The sequence below is a fragment of the Microbulbifer sp. JSM ZJ756 genome (assembly GCF_044383805.1).
In the GTDB taxonomy this organism is placed as follows: Bacteria; Pseudomonadota; Gammaproteobacteria; order Pseudomonadales; family Cellvibrionaceae; genus Microbulbifer; species Microbulbifer zhoushanensis.
In genome coordinates this window covers 172,684-189,375 of record NZ_JBISER010000003.1, presented here as the reverse complement: position 1 = coordinate 189,375, position 16,692 = coordinate 172,684, and the positions used below count along the sequence as shown (strand labels likewise).

Below are 16,692 nucleotides of genomic sequence, written 5' to 3'. Positions count from 1 at the left end.
AAATGAATGTGCTCAACCTCTCCGTCATATTGTTGACGGTGTTCCTGTCCGCCTGCGCGCAACTATTGCTGAAGCTGGGTATGCAAAGGGCCGGTGAGGATTACCTGGCTGACGGCGTTGGAGGTATGGTGCGTGTACTCTTCAGTCCCCACGTCTTTTCCGGGATATTCGTATACGCAGTCAGCGTACTGGTATGGCTCTGGGTGCTGTCGCGGGTGGACCTCAGTATCGCCTATCCGTTTGTTGGGCTGAGTTTCATTTTTACGCTGTTGTTTGGCTATGCGTTTCTCGGTGAGCCGGTCAATGCCATGCGCGTTGGCGGATCCATGCTGATTGCCGCCGGCTGTATCTTCGTGGCGCGCTCCTGATCCTTCCATTAACGAACCCTAGTGCTGTGTATCCGCTGGTGGCAGCCGGCTTGCTTGCACAGTGCTATTCATCGTGTACGCTCAGGGTAAGATTGGCGCTGCCGAGAGGCCCCAGGCGACAGGGTTCGTGCATTGAAAAACCTGTTCGATAAGTTTTCGCACTCGCGCAGGGTCTGCCGTGCCCTGGGTTGGCTGGGGCTTTGCCTGGTAGTACCCGTTGTGCTGTGGGCGGCGCTCGGCGGGCTGGGCCTGGTCCCCTCCCTGGTGGAGGTGTTCACTGTGCCGGGCCTCAGGATTCCGGCATCAATCGCCATTACCGGGCTGTTGATGGCCGCTGTTGGTTTCTGGGATTACGACTGATCTTCCGGGCACAGCCCGGTATTGCTGGAGGCAGCCATGTTCAAGCTATCGGACCTGTTCATCATGATCGCAGTGGGGATCTCTTTTGTGCTGTCGGGATACCTGTGGTTCAACGGGTATCGGGAACAGGGGATCTTCACAGCGCTGTGGGTGCCGAGCATTCTCGCTTTCGGCATTTACTTCAAGGTTTCCGCGCTGCTGGCACGGAGGCAATAACCATGTCGGATACGATGCTCCTGGTCATTGCCATCGGCGTATTCGTCATGCTGGTGATCGGTATTGCGCTGACCATTTACGAGTTCCGCCAGGCCGGTGAGGAACCGGCAGAAAACTCGCATTCCAAGGGCGACCATCCGGGGCGCTAAGCCGCGCGGACGGGGATGCCTCAGGTTGCGGGCCCGGTTCGCAACTGGGCCAGCAGGAATAACAGCGCTGCCGCCAATACAATCGAGGGCCCGGCCGGGGTATCCCAGAGGATGGATGCCAGCAGCCCAAGGATGACCGCCACTGCGCCGATCAGGGAGGCGAGCAGTGCCATGCGTTCGGGCGTGTCGGCCAGGCGCCGCGCTCCGGCCGCCGGAATGATCAGCAGGGCGGTAATCAGCAGGATGCCCACCACTTTCATGGCAATGGCGATCAGCAGTGCCAGCATCAGCATCAGGGCGAGCCTGACCCGTTCCACCGGCACTCCCTCCGCGGCGGCCAGTTCCTCATTCAGGGTGAATGCCAGCAACCTGTCCCACAGGAAAAACAGCAGGCCGCCGATAGCCGCAACTGCCGCCGCCATCAGCACCACATCCTGGTTACTGACGGCCAGCAGGTCGCCGAGCAGCAGCGCCAGCAGGTCGACGCGGATCCCGAACAGGCTCACCGTGACAATACCCAGCGCCAGCATGGAGTGCGACAGGATCCCAAGCAGGGTGTCTACCGACAGGGTCTGTCGGCGCTGCAGGTAAACCAGCAATACTGCCAGCACGCAACAGGTGGCGCCCACAGCGAGGGTTGGTTGTAACTGCAGGAGGAAACCCAGGGTCACACCGAGCAGGGCGGAGTGCGCCAGGGTATCGCCGAAATACGCCATGCGCCGCCAGACGGCAAAGCAGCCCAGTGGACCGCTGACCGATGCCACCAGCAGGCCCGCGGCCAGGGCGAACCACAGGAACTGGCTGCTGAACAATGCACTGACATCCATTACGCGGTCTCACTCCCGTTACCGTTGTCCCGGTGGCTGCAGCCTTGGTCGTGCACGATGTCGCCCCCCAGGTCGTGTTCATGGTTATGCTGGTGGGTATAAGGTGCCACCTTGTCGCCGAATAATTCGATAAAGGCCGGGTCGCGACTCACCTGCTCGGGATGGCCGTGACAGCAGATATGCTGGTTGATGCACAGCACCCGGTCGGTAGCCGCCATCACCACGTGCAGGTCGTGGGAAACCAGCAACACACCGCAGTTCAGTTCGTCCCGCAGGCTGGCGATCAACTGGTAGACCTCGCCCTGGCCCCCCACGTCCACGCCCTGGGTGGGTTCGTCCAGCACCAGCAGCTGTGGCCGGCGGGCGGCTGCCCGTGCCAGCAGCACCCGCTGCATCTCTCCCCCGGACAGGTCTGCCAGGCTGGCCCGCGCCAGGCGCGCCGCGCCGACCCGGGCCAGTGCTTCGTGCGCCGCGGGCGCATCGACGCGCTCGTTACCCAGTTGCAGGAAGCGCAAGACCGACATGGGCATGGACGGGTCAACCTGCATACGCTGCGGCATGTACCCGAGGCGCAGTCCCGGCTGGCGCCATACATTGCCGTGGGTAGGGCGGGTGAGTCCCAATAACAGGCGCAGCAGGGTGGTCTTGCCGGCGCCGTTGGGACCGATGACGGTGACGATCTCATCGCGCCGCAGTTCCAGCGTGATGTCGTGCAGCAACTGGCGGCCGGCCACCTCGAGGCCCAGCCCGTTTGCTGTGATGAGAGGGTCAGTTTGGCTCAGGGTGAAGTCTCCGCGACCGCGTGGGGATGCCAGGGGCTCTGTCGGCGCCGATGCTGTGTGTCGGCCCGGCAGGCGTTTGAAAGTGGCGCGCCCGGACTGGCGGGCTGGCGCCGGCTGTGATTATATCGCAGTTTACGCCCGACCCGATGGCCCGCGAATCCCGGATCCTGATGAATTTCCCGCAGTACCCAGTAAAGTATCTCCTGCTGTTCCCCCTGTTCCTGATGCTCGCCGCCTGTGCCCGGGAAGCGTCGGAACCGGCGCCGGACAATAAGGCGCTGGTCGTCAGTGTGCGCCCACTGGCGCTGATCGTGCGGGAAGTTGCGGAGCCGGATACGCCGGTGCAGGTACTCGCGGCAAACGGCGACCCCCATCACTATGCTCCCGGGGTATCCGACCGGGCGGCGCTGGAATCGGCGCGGTTGGTGATATGGCTGGGGCCGCAGATGGAAAGCGCCCTGGCGCGGCAGCTGTCACTGTTGCCGCAGGGACGCCAGCTGCAATTGCTGGAGCAGGACGGGTACGAATTCGGCGGGGCCTCGGCGGAGGATTTTCACCTGTGGCTGCGCCCTCGCAATGCCGCCGTGATGGCCGCCCATATTGCCGCGCGCCTGGCAGAGATGGATCCCCGGCGGGCCGACGCATACCGGCAGCGGGCACGGGACTTTTCCCGCCGCATGGCAAACCTGCAGAAAGTGCTAGACCGGGCCCTGTGGGCATACCGGGATGTGCCCATTGTGGTTACCCACGATGCCTACGGGCATTTTTTCGGTCCCGCCGGTGTCGAGACGCAGGCTCTGGCCGATTCGGCCCATGGCGGGCATGGGGCCCGGGCAATGCTGGAGTTGCGTGACGGACTGGGGGAGTCGGCCGCCGGCAGCGGCTGCCTGTTTGGTGAGGTGCCGGAAAATGCCCGCGACCGGCAGACGGCGGAGAACCTTGGCCTCCGCTACGCGACGCTCGACCCGCTGGGGACACAGTTGCCGGCCGGTGCTGATTACGAGAGCCTGGTGCAGGCGTGGCTGGCCCAGGCTCGCAGTTGCCTGGCCGAGGTGCCCGATCGCAGCGACCGCGGTTGATCCCGCCCGCTCAGGAAGCCTCCTCCCCCGGTTCGTCCGCCTGGAGAGCCTCGCGTTCCCTCTGTAGCCTTTCCTGTTGTTGCTGGCGGGCCGCCTCTTGCTGCTCGGATTCACCGCGCTGTTGCACCTGCAGTTGCTGCAGGCGCTGACGGAATGATTCCATCTGTTGCCGATGTCGCACGAGCAGCGAGCCCAGTTGCTCACGCTTGCCCTGGTGTTCCAGTGCCCGTTCCTGAGCCTCGCGCTGGCGCGCTGCCTCCCTCTCTGCCCCGGTAACATCCAGTTCGTCGGTCACTTCCAGGTACTCCATCGGCCCGGGCTTCTGCGCCGGCCGCCCCACCGAGTCAGCGGATACGGCCCCGGTCGCCAGTACAGCGGCCAGGAACACACTGGAAATAAACTCTCGCCTCATGGTCATATCCCTCTCTCGAGCATCTCGCCGATAGCGGCAGGCCGGCGGCAGAATGGGCACTGCCGTTCAACTAAAGCCTAGAAGCCCGGGAGAAAACTGGCGGTGACACTGCGATGACCGCCACGGATGCGGCGCCGGGGCGAGCGAAAAAAAACGATCGCGGTTATCCTGTCGCGCAATCCCAGACATCCACGATGAAATTCCAGCTTTCCGGATACTTATGAGTAACAACAAGCCCAGTGCCGCTCCCCTGATCCTGGTGGACGGTTCTTCCTACCTCTACCGCGCCTTCCACGCGCTGCCGCCGCTCGTGACCAGTGAAGGGCAGCCCACCGGGGCCGTGCGCGGTGTGATCAGCATGCTGCGCCGCCACCTGAAGGAACATCCGGACAGCACGGTTGCAGTTGTATTCGATGCCAAGGGCAAGACCTTTCGCGACGAACTGTTCGCCGACTACAAGTCCCACCGGCCGCCCATGCCCGACGACCTGCGGGAGCAGATCCAGCCCATCCACGACATCATCGACGCCATGGGCCTGCCGCGGCTGGTAATCGACGGGGTCGAGGCCGATGACGTGATCGGCACGCTCGCCCTGCAGGCGCAGGAACAGGGCCAGGAAGTGATCATCTCCACCGGCGACAAGGACATGGCCCAGCTGGTGCGCCCGGGTATCACCCTGGTGAACACCATGAGCAACACGGAAATGGATACCGACGGTGTGCGCGAGAAGTTCGGTGTCGGGCCCGAGCTGATCATCGATTTTCTCGCCCTGATGGGCGACAAGTCCGACAATATCCCCGGAGTTCCCGGCGTGGGCCAGAAAACCGCCCTGGCCCTGCTGCAGAACCTGGGCAGCCTGGAGGACATCTACGCCGACCTGGATGCCATCGCGCCCCTGGGTTTTCGCGGCAGCAAGACCCTGGGCAAGAAAATGGCCGAGCACCGCGAGGCGGCCGATCTCTCTTACCAGCTGGCCACCATCAAGACCGATGTGGACATGCCTTATAAGCCCGCCGACCTCCACCACGGTGAACCGGATAAGGCGAAACTGGCGGAGCTGTTCAGCGCACTCGAATTCCGCAGCTGGCTGGAGGAGCTGAGCGGTGATGACGAGGCCCAGGCAGCGATGGCCGAGGCCATCGAGCGGGATTACCGCGTAGTTACCGAGCGCGGCGAGTTCGACGCCTGGCTGGAAAAGCTGAAAGCCGCCGAAATTTTCGCCTTTGATACCGAGACCACCAGCCTCAATTACATGCAGGCGAAGCTGGTGGGGGTGTCCTTTGCCGTGGAACCCGGGGAGGCGGCCTATGTGCCGCTGGCCCATGACTATATGGGGGCGCCGGAACAGCTGCCCTACGACGAGGTGATGGCCGCCCTCAAGCCGCTGCTGGAGGATCCGGAGCAGAAGAAAGTGGGCCAGAACCTGAAATACGACAGCCATATCCTCGCCAACTGCGGCATCGAGCTGCGCGGCATCGCCCGCGACACCATGCTCGAGTCCTATGTGCTGGACAGCACCGCCAGCCGCCACGACATGGACAGCCTGGCGCAGAAATACCTGGGTGAGCAGACCGTCCACTACGAGGATATTGCCGGCAAGGGTGCCAAGCAGCTCACCTTCAACCAGATCGAGCTGGAGCAGGCCGGCCCCTATGCCGCCGAGGATGCGGACATCACCCTGCGCCTGCACCGCGAGCTGGGCGGGCGCCTGGCGGAAATCCCGCCGCTGGAGAAGGTGCTGGACGAGATCGAGATGCCGCTGTTGCCGGTACTGGTGCATATGGAGCGCAATGGTGCCTACATCGACGCCGAGATGCTGGCAAAGCAGGGCGCCGAGCTGGAAAAGAAAATGCGCGACACCGAGCAGCAGGCATTCGAGGTGGCTGGCGAGGAGTTCAACCTGGGTTCCACCAAGCAGCTGGGCGCTATCCTGTTTGAGAAGCTGGAGATCCCGGTAATCAAGAAAACCCCCAAGGGGGCACCCTCCACCGCCGAGCCGGTGCTGCAGGAGCTGGCCCACAGCCACGAACTGCCGGCACTGATCATGCAGTACCGCGGCCTGGCCAAGCTCAAGAACACCTACACCGACAAGCTGCCGCAGATGATCGACCCGGGCACCGGCCGGGTGCACACCTCCTACCACCAGGCTGTGGCCGCCACCGGGCGCCTGTCGTCCAGCGATCCCAACCTGCAGAACATCCCCATCCGCAGCGAGGAAGGGCGCCGCATCCGCAAGGCGTTTGTGGCTGACCCGCGCATCGACGGCGGCAGCGTGATCATTGCTGCCGACTACTCACAGATCGAGCTGCGCATCATGGCCCACCTGTCCGGCGACGAGGGCCTGGTAAAGGCTTTTGCCAATGGTGAGGACATTCACCGCGCCACCGCCGCGGAGGTGTTCGAGGTGAGCCCGGAAGAGGTGGACGACGAGCAGCGCCGCCGCGCCAAGGCGATCAACTTCGGCCTGATTTACGGTATGTCGGCCTTCGGCCTGGCGCGCCAGCTGGGGATTCCGCGGGGCGATGCGCAGACCTATATCGATCGCTATTTCGAGCGCTACCCGGGGGTACTCGCCTACATGGAGAACACCCGCAAGCATGCCGCCGAGAAGGGCTACGTGGAGACCCTGTTCGGCCGCCGCCTGTACCTGCCGGAGATCAACTCCCGCAATGGCGCGCGCCGCCAGGCCGCCGAGCGCACCGCGATCAATGCGCCCATGCAGGGGACTGCGGCGGATATCATCAAGCGCGCCATGGTAGAGGTGGATGCCTGGCTGGGACGGGAAAAAATGGCCAGCCGCCTGATCATGCAGGTACACGATGAGCTGATCCTCGAGGTGCCGGCGGCGGAGGTGGAGCAAGTACGGGACAACCTGACCCGGCTGATGCAGGATGCCGCCGAGCTGGATGTGCCGCTGATCGTCGATGTGGGGCAGGGCGCCAGCTGGGAAGAGGCCCACTGAGCCGGGCAGTATGGCCATGAGAACGACATGACCGGGGAGACAGGGCAAGTGAAGGGAATTGCGGTGAAAGATTGGCTGCTCCGGTTCGCGCGGATGTTCGCCATCGTGCTGGCAGTACTGCTGCCGGTGGAACTGTTCAAGGGGGCGACACTGGCCGGCGCCCTCCGCTACGGCCTGTTCTGGGCCGGGGCCAGCAGCCTGGTTTATTGCCTGGTGCTGGCCTACCGGCTGCGGCGCGAGCGCGCCTACGTGGAGGAGGTGACGCGGGCGGCATCACAGGAGCGGCAAGACTGAGGGAAAGCGGCGCCAATGATTAACACTTTTTAACCTGCCTGCGGGAACCGTCGCAAAAATGGCGGCTCTAAACAGGCAAGATCGTTGGAATGCGTCATCCCCCCCAAGGAAGTCAGATGTTGCTCGCCCCGGTGCTCCCCCAGCCCGGGGATTTTTTTTGCCTGCGGGAAAAGTGATCAGGCGGCATGGGCCCCGGCGCGCCGGCCGTAGTGGCGCGCTGCGTCCAGGTAGCGGCTGGTCTTGTCGCGCCATTTCTGTGGCTCGGCCACCACACCATCCTGCAGGTGCGCCGCCGCCAGTTGTGCCCTGACCAGCGCCCGGTAAGCCTTGTAAAAGTATTCCAGCAGGGCCGGGGCGGGGTCGGCGCAGGCACGCCGATAGCTGGCGAGGATACCGTCCCCCAGGTCCCGCCGGCCCAGCAGTTCGCACTCCAGTGCCAGGTAGCCCAGTTCGTCCAGGGGGTCGATGCTGCGCAGGTCGCGATTGAACTCCAGGCAGTCGATAATCTGTGGCGGCTCGGTCAGGAAGCAGTGTTCGGGCCGCAGGTCACCGTGGCCCTCGACGATGCGGCCGTCCACCGCCCGCTGCGCCAGCAGTGGGGCCTCGCGCCGGGTGAAAGTGACGAGGAAGTCGGCCAGCGCGTGAATACCGGCCGCCGGCAGCCCCAGTTCCGGTGCCAGCAGGGCCGTCCGTCGCAGCTCCACATGCTCACGCAGGTCGGTGACGTAGGCCACCGGGTCCACCGCCAATGGCGGCGCGGACCGGTAAAAATCGCACAGGCGCCGCACCAGTGGCGCCAGTTCCTCCCCCGTGACCTCCCGGCCCCGCGCCGCCAGGTTCTGCGCCTCCGGCAGGCGCCGCATTTTCACCAGCCATTCCACCACCTCGCCGTGGCCGCCACTATCGGCCAGTTGCAATTGGCCATCAGGCCGCTGGCACAGCGGCACCACCGCCAGATAGACCCCGGTGGTCAGGCGCCGGTTGAGCCGCAGCTCCTCCCGGCAGTCGGCCTCGCGCAGGGCCAGGGTGCTGAAGTCCAGGAATGCCGTCTGTACCGGCTTTTTCATCTTGTAGGCATGGCGATCGGTCAGGAACACCCGCGCCATATGGGTTTCCACCAGTTCCACCGCTGTCGTGTCCCCGGCATAGCTGCCCGGCGCCAGCAGGAAGCGGGTCTTGGTATCCAGGTCAGGGGGTGCCGGTTTGGGATCGCGCTGGTCACTCATATTCAGATTGCCGGGAGGGTCTGTTTGCTAGTCTAGTTTTATCGGCATTACCTGCGGAGATCCCAGTGGTAACCCCCTTCAAGGACCGTGTAGCGGCAGGCCGTGAGCTGGCCGCCAGCCTGCGGGATTACGTCGATCAGCGGCGCCGCTCGGGCCGCGATGACATCATCATCCTCGCGCTGCCCCGGGGCGGCGTACCGGTGGGCCTGGAGCTGGCGCGCGCCCTGCATGCACCGCTGGACCTGATGCTGGTGCGCAAGCTGGGCGTGCCCGGTCACGAGGAACTGGCGATGGGCGCCATCACCGCGCAGGCGCGGGTCCTGAACCAGGATGTGATTCTCGGGGCCGGCATCACCGATGAAATGCTCGAGCGCGAGACGGAAGCCGAGCGGCGCGAGCTGGAGCGCCGGGCACAGCGTTATCGTGGCGACCGGCCCTGGCCGGAACTGCGGGATCACTGCGTGATCCTGGTGGACGACGGGATCGCCACGGGGGCCACCATGGAGGCGGCGGCCCGTGCGGTGCGCGCCCAGCACCCGGCCGAGATCGTGCTGGCGGTGCCGGTGGCGCCGACGGATGCACCGCGGCGCTTCGAACCGCTGGTGGACCGCTTCGAGTGCCTGGCGATGCCGGCGGCCTTCTGGGCCATCGGCGCCTGGTACGAGGACTTCTCCCAGCTCTCCGACGACCAGGTGATCGACATGATGCGCGAGGCGGACCGCCTCCGGGAAAGCGGGCAATGAGCGGTGGCGATGTACTGATCGATGCGGCGGGAGCGCGGCTGGAGGGCATCCTGCAACTGCCGGAGGATCCCTGCGGCCTGGTCCTGTTTGCCCACGGCAGCGGCAGCAGCCGCTTCAGCCCCCGCAACCAGATGGTGGCCGGCCAGCTCAACCGCGCCGGCATCGGCACGCTGCTGTTTGACCTGCTCACGGCAGAGGAGCACCGCGAGGACGAGATTACCCGCGAGTACCGCTTTGATATCGCCCTGCTGTCCGATCGCCTGATCGCGGCGCTCGACTGGGCGCACGGTATGGAAGAGACCCGCGACCTGAAGCTGGGCCTGTTCGGTTCCAGCACCGGCGCGGCGGCGGCCCTGATTGCCGCCGCCGAGCGCCCGGCACTGGCGGCGGCGGTGGTCTCCCGCGGCGGCCGGCCGGACCTGGCCGGTGAGATGCTGCCGCTGGTACGCGCACCCACTCTGCTGATCATCGGCGGGGAGGACGATGTGGTCATCGAACTCAACCGCGAGGCGGCGGCCCGCATGAGCAATGACCCGGCGATGGAAATCGTCCCCGGTGCCACCCACCTGTTCGAGGAGCCGGGCACACTCGAGGCAGTGATCCAGCTGGCGATTGACTGGTTCCGGCGCCACCTGGCGGGCACGGGCGGCCATGGGCCGGATTAAGCTGTTCAGCCTTGAGGCCGGCGCCGACCTGGCGCAGCGGGTCGCGGGCTTGCTGGGCGAGCCGCTGGCGGCCCACGAGGAGCGCGACTTTACCGACGGCGAGCACAAGCTGCGCCCGCTTGACGATGTGGAGGCGGCGGACGTCTACCTGCTGCAGTCGCTCTACACCGACCGGCCCGGGGGCACCGGCGGCAGCGTGGATGACAAACTGGTGCGCCTGCTGTTTTTCCTCGCTGCGCTCAGGGATGCCGGCGCCGCCCGCGTCACTGCGGTGATCCCCTACCTCTGCTACGCACGCAAGGACCGCCGCACCAAGCTCCACGACCCCCTGTCGAGCCGCTACCTGGCCAGCCTGCTGGAGGCCATGGGCTGTGACTGCGTGGTGACCGTGGATGTCCACAACCTGGCCGCATTTGAGAACGCCTTCCGCTGCCGGACCCTGCACCTCCCGGCACGGCCGTTGTTTGTCGACTTCGCTGCCCGGCTGCTGGCGGGGGAATCCCGCCAGCTGGTGGTGGTGTCACCGGATGTGGGTGGGGTGAAGCGGGCCGAGGCGTTTCGCGCGGACCTGGCGCAGCGGCTGGGGCGGGACGTGGGGCAGGCGTTTGTGGAGAAATATCGCAGCGGCGGCGAGCTCAGTGGCGGCACCCTGGTGGGGCGGGTCGAGGATTGCTGCGCGCTGGTCATTGACGACCTGATCGCCGGGGGTGGCACCACCGGGCGCGCGGCGGCGGCACTGGATCGTGCCGGCGCCGCGCGAATCCTCGCCCTGGCCAGCCATGGGCAGTTTGCCGGCGATGCCCTCGAGCAGCTGGGGCGGGCGCCACTGGAACTGGTTGCGGTAACCGATACCCTCCCGCAGCTTGATGCTGACCGCCTGCACGTGATCGAGTGCGCGCCGCTGCTGGCAGAAGCGATCCGGCGGCTCCACGAGGGCGGGCCGGCAACCGAGCTGGGCCTCTGACATGCCTGCCGGTGATGCAACGGGCCGGGACCCGTTCACGGCCGATATTTCCCGTTTTGTCTGGCAAACCAAATACCGGCAGCAGGCTCGCGGCCGGCCTGTGGATAACTCTATCGAGGATACCTGGCGCCGGGTGGCCGGTGCACTGGCCAGTGTCGAGCCCGGCGGCCAGCACCGCTGGGCGGCACGCTTCTACCGCAACCTGGAGGGCTTCCGCTTCTTGCCCGGCGGTCGCATTCTCGCGGGCGCCGGCACTGCCCGCGACGTCACCCTGTTCAACTGCTTTGTGATGGGGTCCATCGAGGACTCCATCGAGGCCATCTTCGAGCGGCTCAAGGAATCTGCCCTGACCATGCAGCAGGGCGGCGGGATCGGCTGCGACTTCTCCACCCTGCGGCCCGCGGGAACTATTGCCCGGCATACCGGCACCATTGCCTCGGGACCGGTTTCCTTTATGCGTATCTGGGACAGTATGTGCGCGACCCTGCTTTCCACCGGCAGCCGCCGGGGCGCAATGATGGCCACCCTGCGCTGCGACCACCCGGATATCGAGCAGTTCGTGGACGCCAAGCGCGATCCACGGGAATTGCGGCACTTCAATGTATCGGTGCTGGCCAGCGATGAATTCATGCAGGCGGTGGAGAACGACAGCGACTGGCCACTGGTATTCCCCCGGGCACAGCTGGATGACGGCGCGGGCGAGACGGTCATGCGCCAGTGGAGCGGCACCGCCGGCCCGGTTCCTTGCCGGGTCCTCAGGTCCGTGAACGCACGAGGGCTGTGGCAACGGATCATGCGCGCCACCTACGACTGTGCCGAGCCGGGGGTATTGTTCGTCGACAGGATCAATGGCGACAACAACCTGTATTACCGCGAACAGATCAACGCCACCAACCCCTGTGGGGAAATTCCGTTGCCCGCTTTCGGCGCCTGCGACCTGGGCTCGGTAAACCTGCTGGCGTTCGTGCAGAACCCCCTGACACCCAATGCCCAACTGGACTGGCAGGGCATTGCCGATTGCGCAACCGTGGGGGTGCGGATGCTGGATAACGTAATAGACCTCTCCCGCTACCCGCTGCCGGCGCTGGAGCAGCAGGCCAGGGGCAGCCGGCGTATCGGCCTGGGTATTACCGGGCTGGCCGATGCCCTGATCGCGCTGGGCCTGCACTACGACAGCGATGACGCCCGCGAACTGGCGGGAAGGGTGATGTGCCTGTTGCGGGACAGCGCCTACAGGGCCTCGGTGGCCCTGGCGGAGGATAAGGGCCAGTTCCCGTTTTTCGATGCCGCCGCCTATAGCCGGGCCAAGTTTGTGCGCGGGTTGCCTGTGGGACTGCAGGAAGAGATTGGTGAGCGTTATATCCGCAACAGCCACCTGCTGGCGATTGCACCGACGGGAACAATCAGCCTGCTGGCCAACGGCGTCTCCAGCGGGGTGGAGCCGGTGTTCGATTTCCGCCACCGGCGCAAGGTACTGACGGCGAGCGGCGATTACCGCGAATTTGAGATCTGTGACCCGGTCTACCGCCTGTGGCTCGACCGCCATGGTGGGCACGGGGAGTCGGCTGCGCTGCCGCCGGAGTTTGTTCCTGCCCACAAGCTCTCGCCGGCCGCCCACCTGGCGATGGAGGCGGTGCTGCAGCCTTATGTGGACAACGCCATTTCCAAGACGGTGAATGTCCCGGCCAGCTATCCCTTTGCCCGGTTCGAATCCCTCTACTGGGAGGCGTTCCGGCTGGGGCTGAAGGGCTGCACCACCTACCGCCCCAACGAAATTACCGGCGGCGTCCTGAGCACAACTACTGGCGACGGCGGCGGACCCCATTGCTGCAGCATCGAGCGGGAAGGTGAGTAGTCGGAAAGGTAAAATTTCTCTGTTTTAAGGGAACCTACAGCAGTCAGGTGCGTCTCAAGAGACAGTATTGTTCCCACCCCGTGAGGTTGAACAATCTTCCCTATGCCCCGATACCTCCCCCAAGGTCGGGGCTTTTTTTCACCGGCAGTATGCATTTGCCCGCACAGAGGCACCGGAGGAGAACGATTTCCCGGTATTCAGGGAACAGGGAAACAGGATATGCAGGGGGCGCAGCGGATTATGCTGGCACCAATATGGTGTGGGAAATCCGTTGTTGCGAGCTTACCGTACATATAGAGGTCAGTGAGTAGCTGACGGCGTCGAGACCCCCAAGCGACGCCGGGTGAGAACCCATAGGCGTACCCGTCCCCCTGGGTGCGTCTAGTAAGATGCCCATCCCCAAGGGCATCGACCCCTGGCCGGCAGTCCCCATCTGCCGGCTTTTTTTTGCCTGCCGAACCGGTTTTCCCCACAGGCCTCTTCAGTTTAGCGGATTCTCCGCCACTGCATTGCAAATGATAATTATTATCGTTAAGGTTGGACGTGGTTTTTTGCGAATACAGGGAGGCTCCGTGAAGTATCGTTTTCTATGTGCCGGCCACCGCGCCTGGCTGATGTCGGATTGCCAGCGCGCCGAAAGGTCCATGCTGGGTTGGCTGGAGGAGGGGCAGGGACTGCTGGCCCAGGGAAGCCCGGAGCGGGCTTTGGCGTATTTTGGCTGTGCGTTCGAGCTGGCTGGTTTCCTGCTGCGCGGGGAGCGGCACGGGAGCGTGCGGCACTTCAGTGAATGTGCCCGTTGCCTGCTGGCCGCCGGCTGGCAGCTGGGCGAGCGGGAACTCTGCGGCTGGGTTACCACTGTTACCCGCATGCGGCTGTTGCGGGGCCTTCCCACAGGAGGTGGCAGCCAGGCAGCAGTATCAGGGAGGGACACTGCCGCCAGTGGCGGCGACAGCGGGGGAACGCCAGATGGACTCCTGCACTAGCCCCGCGGACGCGCCGGGATTCCTGGAGCTCCAGGTACGTGAAAAGACCCTGCTGGAGCTGCTGGCCGGGCGCCGGCTGGTAGCGGAAGACCTGCGGGCCCAGACGCCGGGCGCCCGTCGCCAGTTGCGCCGCCTGCTGCTGCAATCGCTGCGCCGCGGACCCGCCGGCAATCCCTAGGCGCCTGCCGGCGGGACCTCTTCTTCCAGTGCCAGCCACTCGGCGAGCTTGCGCTCGAGCTTGTCCAGCCCGGTCTTCTTGGTGCTGGAAAAGATCTGTACCGACACCCCGGTATCCAGGCCCTGTTCCCGCAGGGCCTTCTCCACGGCAAAACGGGTGTTGTTGGCCGGCCCGTTCTTCAGTTTGTCGGCCTTGGTGAGCAGGATGTGGGCTGGCAGGCCGCCGCTTACCGCCCAGGTGAGCATCTGCTGGTCGAACTCTTTCAGCGGCTGGCGGATATCCATCAGCAATACCAGCCCGCGCAGGCACTCCCGGTGCTCGAGGTAAAACGCCAGGTGCCGCTGCCACTCGTCTTTCATCGAGCGGGCGACTTTGGCATAGCCATAACCCGGCAGGTCCACCAGGCGCTGCTGGTCACTGATGCGGAAGAAGTTGATCAGCTGGGTGCGGCCGGGGGTCTTGGAGGTGCGGGCCAGCTTTTTGTTGCCGGTCAGGGCATTGATGGCGCTGGACTTGCCGGCATTGGAGCGCCCGGCAAAGGCGACCTCGGCACCACTGTCCTCGGGACACTCGTCGAGGGTCGGGGCGCTGGTTAAAAATTGAACGTTGCGAAAGTTGATTCGCTCGGGATTGCTGTCAGACATGATTGATCTACCAGATTCGGTACACTCGCTTGGCGCGCAAGTATATAATGCCGCGGTTTACGCGTCGCAGGATTGACTGGGGGCGGCGCGGGGTTCGGTGAAAGCCGGGCCAAATGGCATATTTCAGCGCGCAATGGGACGACGTATGAACAGCATTGTAAAGAACTCCGCCCTGGCCCTGGGGCTTATTCTCGCCGCACCGTTCGTCGCGGCCGAAGGTGACCCGGCCGCGGGCAAGACCAAGGCCGCGCAGTGCGCCGCCTGCCACGGCCCCGACGGCAACAGCCCGGCGTCGGCTTTTCCCAAGATCGCCGGCCTGGGAGAGAAGTACATCCTCAAGCAGCTGATGGACGTGAAGAGCGGTGAGCGCGAGATTCCGCAGATGATCGGCCAGCTGGACAACTTCGACCAGCAGGACCTCGAGGACCTGGCGGCCTACTTCGCCTCCCAGCAGATGCAGCTGTCCGGCGCCGAGCCGGTCTCCGTGATGCTGAACAATGGTGAGAATGTCGACGGCCTGATGCTGGGACGCAAGATTTTCCGCGCCGGCAACCCGCAGACTGGTGTGCCGGCCTGCATGGGCTGTCACTCCCCCACCGGCCAGGGCAACGCGCCGGCGGGATACCCGCGACTGTCCGGTCAGTGGTCTGACTATATCGAGACCCAGCTCAAGGCCTTCCGTTCCGGCGAGCGCGCCAACGATGGCGAGACCCGGGTCATGCGCTCCGTGGCGAGCCAGCTGTCCGATGCCGAGATCACGGCGGTGGCCCACTACCTGGCGGGCCTGACCGACGGCAACTGATCTGTCGCAACAATCATCCAAAAAGGCCGGGTTTATCCCGGCCTTTTTGCGTTTGGTCCCGTGGATCTTGCACCGGCGCGCCGGAACTTCAATAATCGGGGCTGATCAAAGTTTTACCACCGGCGCTTGCCGGGAGAATAATGATGGAGAACGCCATGCGAGCAGTTGCCGCCCCCTTTACCCTGATCCTGACACTGTTGCTCAGCCTGTCGGCTTGTGCCCAGGACAACGGCCAGTTCAAGGCCGGCCAGCACTACCAGGTACTGCCCCAGGCGGTGCCGCAGAGCGATGAAGACAAGATCCAGGTGACCGAGCTGTTCTGGTATGGCTGCGGCCACTGCTACCACTTCGAGCCGATCCTCAACAAGTGGAAGTCGGACATGCCGGCAGACGTGGCGCTGGACAAGATCCCGGCCATCTGGCAACCGGTGATGGAGGTGCATGCGCGCCTGTACTATGTGGCTGACGCCATGGGTGTGCTGGACAAGATGCACCAGCCGATTTTCAATGCCATCAACAACCAGCGCCAGATGTTCGCCAACCGCGATGGCCGCGAGTGGAATCCCGACATGGACGCCATCGAGGAGCTGTTCAATGAGCACGGCGCCGACGGTGCCAAGGCGGTCAAGCTGATGAACTCCTTCGCCATCAACAGCAAGGTCAAGCAGGGCATGGCCAACCAGCGGGCCTACCAGCTGAGCGGCACCCCGGAAGTTGTGGTCGCGGGCAAGTACCGCATCAGCTCCTCCCTGCCGGGTTTCAAGGGCAAGAGCAATGGCCAGCAGCTGATGCTGGAAGTAGCGGATTACCTGATCGAGAAAGAGCGCGCCAATCGCGGCTGATCGAAGACAATCGCTGAAAAACCCCGCCAAGTGCGGGGTTTTTTTTATGGGTTCCCCCCCGTCCACTCCCTGTCGCCTCCCGCGCCACTCCCCCCAGTTGCCCCACACCCGACCTGTCGGGTGGACTACAGCGAGCACCGCTGGTGGCGGTGAAATGAATATTTTTGATGCTTCCCCTGCCACTGTTGGTTTTTACGTCTAGCCTTGAGTGAAAGGGACGTGAAAAAGCGCGCAGATGCACTTTTTCATGCCGGCGGAACCAACACCAGCGCCGGCCAGGAAAACCGGCAGCTGGCGGACCCGATTGCCCCACTGCCAGACATTGGTCAGCAGTAGTCGAG

At 64.5% G+C, this 16,692-nt stretch carries 20 protein-coding genes; 15 read left to right on the top strand and 5 right to left on the bottom strand.

Features of this window, described 5'->3' with window-relative positions:
* Window positions 1-2: 2 nt before the first annotated feature.
* From ACH6CX_RS07045 to ACH6CX_RS07030, 4 genes are all read left to right on the top strand, one after another.
* Window positions 3-368: an EamA family transporter gene (locus ACH6CX_RS07045; protein WP_334078354.1), complete on the top strand. Its 366-nt coding sequence runs from the start codon at window positions 3-5 to the stop codon at window positions 366-368.
* A gap of 132 nt (window positions 369-500) precedes the next feature.
* Entirely contained in the window at window positions 501-728 is a 228-nt protein-coding gene (locus ACH6CX_RS07040; RefSeq protein ID WP_232940415.1) for a hypothetical protein, read from the top strand.
* A gap of 36 nt (window positions 729-764) precedes the next feature.
* Window positions 765-944: a hypothetical protein gene (locus ACH6CX_RS07035; RefSeq protein ID WP_232940417.1), complete on the top strand. Its 180-nt coding sequence runs from the start codon at window positions 765-767 to the stop codon at window positions 942-944.
* 2 nt (window positions 945-946) lie between these two features.
* Window positions 947-1,093 carry a hypothetical protein gene (locus tag ACH6CX_RS07030; RefSeq protein ID WP_232940418.1) on the top strand — a complete coding sequence of 49 codons (147 nt, stop codon included), beginning with the start codon at window positions 947-949 and terminating at the stop codon, window positions 1,091-1,093.
* A gap of 20 nt (window positions 1,094-1,113) precedes the next feature.
* On the opposite strand, the gene ACH6CX_RS07025 is transcribed toward ACH6CX_RS07030, so the two are convergent.
* Both ACH6CX_RS07025 and ACH6CX_RS07020 read right to left on the bottom strand, forming a co-directional pair.
* Window positions 1,114-1,920 (bottom strand): iron chelate uptake ABC transporter family permease subunit, encoded by an 807-nt coding sequence (locus ACH6CX_RS07025; protein WP_237062381.1) that lies wholly within the window; start codon window positions 1,918-1,920, stop codon window positions 1,114-1,116.
* A complete protein-coding gene (locus ACH6CX_RS07020) occupies window positions 1,920-2,702 on the bottom strand; it encodes an ATP-binding cassette domain-containing protein (protein ID WP_396675282.1) in 783 nt (260 codons plus the stop codon). The genes ACH6CX_RS07025 and ACH6CX_RS07020 overlap by 1 nt, the downstream gene beginning before the upstream one ends.
* Before the next feature lie 116 nt (window positions 2,703-2,818).
* On the opposite strand from ACH6CX_RS07020, the gene ACH6CX_RS07015 reads away from it, so the two are divergent.
* Window positions 2,819-3,781: a metal ABC transporter solute-binding protein, Zn/Mn family gene (locus ACH6CX_RS07015; RefSeq protein WP_396675242.1), complete on the top strand. Its 963-nt coding sequence runs from the start codon at window positions 2,819-2,821 to the stop codon at window positions 3,779-3,781.
* Between the two features lie 10 nt (window positions 3,782-3,791).
* Here ACH6CX_RS07015 and ACH6CX_RS07010 read toward each other — a convergent pair whose 3' ends face one another.
* Window positions 3,792-4,199, bottom strand: a complete 408-nt coding sequence (locus ACH6CX_RS07010; protein WP_232940422.1) for a hypothetical protein — start codon at window positions 4,197-4,199, stop codon at window positions 3,792-3,794.
* 214 nt (window positions 4,200-4,413) lie between these two features.
* On the opposite strand from ACH6CX_RS07010, the gene polA reads away from it, so the two are divergent.
* On the top strand, window positions 4,414-7,155 hold the full coding sequence (polA, locus tag ACH6CX_RS07005; protein WP_232940423.1) for a DNA polymerase I: 2,742 nt from the start codon (window positions 4,414-4,416) through the stop codon (window positions 7,153-7,155).
* A 63-nt stretch (window positions 7,156-7,218) separates the two neighbouring features.
* Window positions 7,219-7,449, top strand: coding sequence for a hypothetical protein (locus tag ACH6CX_RS07000; RefSeq protein ID WP_232940424.1), 231 nt, complete (start codon window positions 7,219-7,221; stop codon window positions 7,447-7,449).
* Between the two features lie 176 nt (window positions 7,450-7,625).
* Here ACH6CX_RS07000 and ACH6CX_RS06995 read toward each other — a convergent pair whose 3' ends face one another.
* On the bottom strand, window positions 7,626-8,675 hold the full coding sequence (locus tag ACH6CX_RS06995) for a hypothetical protein (RefSeq protein ID WP_396675241.1): 1,050 nt from the start codon (window positions 8,673-8,675) through the stop codon (window positions 7,626-7,628).
* 65 nt (window positions 8,676-8,740) lie between these two features.
* On the opposite strand from ACH6CX_RS06995, the gene ACH6CX_RS06990 reads away from it, so the two are divergent.
* The 6 genes from ACH6CX_RS06990 (at window position 8,741) to ACH6CX_RS06965 (ending at window position 14,063) form a co-directional block, all read left to right on the top strand.
* Entirely contained in the window at window positions 8,741-9,418 is a 678-nt protein-coding gene (locus ACH6CX_RS06990; protein WP_232940426.1) for a phosphoribosyltransferase, read from the top strand.
* Window positions 9,415-10,083 (top strand): dienelactone hydrolase family protein, encoded by a 669-nt coding sequence (locus tag ACH6CX_RS06985; RefSeq protein ID WP_232940427.1) that lies wholly within the window; start codon window positions 9,415-9,417, stop codon window positions 10,081-10,083. Before ACH6CX_RS06990 ends, ACH6CX_RS06985 begins: the two co-directional genes overlap by 4 nt.
* Entirely contained in the window at window positions 10,070-11,047 is a 978-nt protein-coding gene (locus ACH6CX_RS06980) for a ribose-phosphate pyrophosphokinase (protein ID WP_232940429.1), read from the top strand. The genes ACH6CX_RS06985 and ACH6CX_RS06980 overlap by 14 nt, the downstream gene beginning before the upstream one ends.
* Window position 11,048: 1 nt before the next feature.
* Complete coding sequence (locus ACH6CX_RS06975) at window positions 11,049-12,902, top strand: adenosylcobalamin-dependent ribonucleoside-diphosphate reductase (protein ID WP_396675240.1); 1,854 nt, start codon at window positions 11,049-11,051, stop codon at window positions 12,900-12,902.
* A 572-nt stretch (window positions 12,903-13,474) separates the two neighbouring features.
* Complete coding sequence (locus ACH6CX_RS06970; RefSeq protein ID WP_232940432.1) at window positions 13,475-13,885, top strand: hypothetical protein; 411 nt, start codon at window positions 13,475-13,477, stop codon at window positions 13,883-13,885.
* Window positions 13,869-14,063 (top strand): hypothetical protein, encoded by a 195-nt coding sequence (locus ACH6CX_RS06965; RefSeq protein ID WP_232940433.1) that lies wholly within the window; start codon window positions 13,869-13,871, stop codon window positions 14,061-14,063. The genes ACH6CX_RS06970 and ACH6CX_RS06965 overlap by 17 nt, the downstream gene beginning before the upstream one ends.
* On the opposite strand, the gene yihA is transcribed toward ACH6CX_RS06965, so the two are convergent.
* On the bottom strand, window positions 14,060-14,707 hold the full coding sequence (yihA, locus tag ACH6CX_RS06960; RefSeq protein ID WP_232940434.1) for a ribosome biogenesis GTP-binding protein YihA/YsxC: 648 nt from the start codon (window positions 14,705-14,707) through the stop codon (window positions 14,060-14,062). The genes ACH6CX_RS06965 and yihA overlap by 4 nt on opposite strands.
* Before the next feature lie 145 nt (window positions 14,708-14,852).
* On the opposite strand from yihA, the gene ACH6CX_RS06955 reads away from it, so the two are divergent.
* Both ACH6CX_RS06955 and ACH6CX_RS06950 read left to right on the top strand, forming a co-directional pair.
* Entirely contained in the window at window positions 14,853-15,509 is a 657-nt protein-coding gene (locus ACH6CX_RS06955; protein WP_232940435.1) for a cytochrome c, read from the top strand.
* A gap of 155 nt (window positions 15,510-15,664) precedes the next feature.
* On the top strand, window positions 15,665-16,351 hold the full coding sequence (locus ACH6CX_RS06950; protein WP_232940436.1) for a thiol:disulfide interchange protein DsbA/DsbL: 687 nt from the start codon (window positions 15,665-15,667) through the stop codon (window positions 16,349-16,351).
* The last annotated feature ends 341 nt before the right edge of the window (window positions 16,352-16,692 follow it).

What these genes read in the sequence shown, in the direction of transcription:
- ACH6CX_RS06955 (WP_232940435.1), top strand. Translation starts at nt 14,853, where the DNA reads ATGAACAGCATTGTAAAGAACTCCGCCCTGGCCCTGGGGCTTATTCTC.
- ACH6CX_RS06975 (WP_396675240.1), top strand. Translation starts at nt 11,049, where the DNA reads ATGCCTGCCGGTGATGCAACGGGCCGGGACCCGTTCACGGCCGATATT.
- ACH6CX_RS06965 (WP_232940433.1), top strand. Translation starts at nt 13,869, where the DNA reads ATGGACTCCTGCACTAGCCCCGCGGACGCGCCGGGATTCCTGGAGCTC.
- yihA (WP_232940434.1), bottom strand. Translation starts at nt 14,707, where the DNA reads ATGTCTGACAGCAATCCCGAGCGAATCAACTTTCGCAACGTTCAATTT.
- ACH6CX_RS07025 (WP_237062381.1), bottom strand. Translation starts at nt 1,920, where the DNA reads ATGGATGTCAGTGCATTGTTCAGCAGCCAGTTCCTGTGGTTCGCCCTG.
- ACH6CX_RS07010 (WP_232940422.1), bottom strand. Translation starts at nt 4,199, where the DNA reads ATGACCATGAGGCGAGAGTTTATTTCCAGTGTGTTCCTGGCCGCTGTA.
- ACH6CX_RS07030 (WP_232940418.1), top strand. Translation starts at nt 947, where the DNA reads ATGTCGGATACGATGCTCCTGGTCATTGCCATCGGCGTATTCGTCATG.
- ACH6CX_RS07035 (WP_232940417.1), top strand. Translation starts at nt 765, where the DNA reads ATGTTCAAGCTATCGGACCTGTTCATCATGATCGCAGTGGGGATCTCT.
- polA (WP_232940423.1), top strand. Translation starts at nt 4,414, where the DNA reads ATGAGTAACAACAAGCCCAGTGCCGCTCCCCTGATCCTGGTGGACGGT.
- ACH6CX_RS06995 (WP_396675241.1), bottom strand. Translation starts at nt 8,675, where the DNA reads ATGAGTGACCAGCGCGATCCCAAACCGGCACCCCCTGACCTGGATACC.
- ACH6CX_RS06980 (WP_232940429.1), top strand. Translation starts at nt 10,070, where the DNA reads ATGGGCCGGATTAAGCTGTTCAGCCTTGAGGCCGGCGCCGACCTGGCG.
- ACH6CX_RS06950 (WP_232940436.1), top strand. Translation starts at nt 15,665, where the DNA reads ATGCGAGCAGTTGCCGCCCCCTTTACCCTGATCCTGACACTGTTGCTC.
- ACH6CX_RS07045 (WP_334078354.1), top strand. Translation starts at nt 3, where the DNA reads ATGAATGTGCTCAACCTCTCCGTCATATTGTTGACGGTGTTCCTGTCC.
- ACH6CX_RS06985 (WP_232940427.1), top strand. Translation starts at nt 9,415, where the DNA reads ATGAGCGGTGGCGATGTACTGATCGATGCGGCGGGAGCGCGGCTGGAG.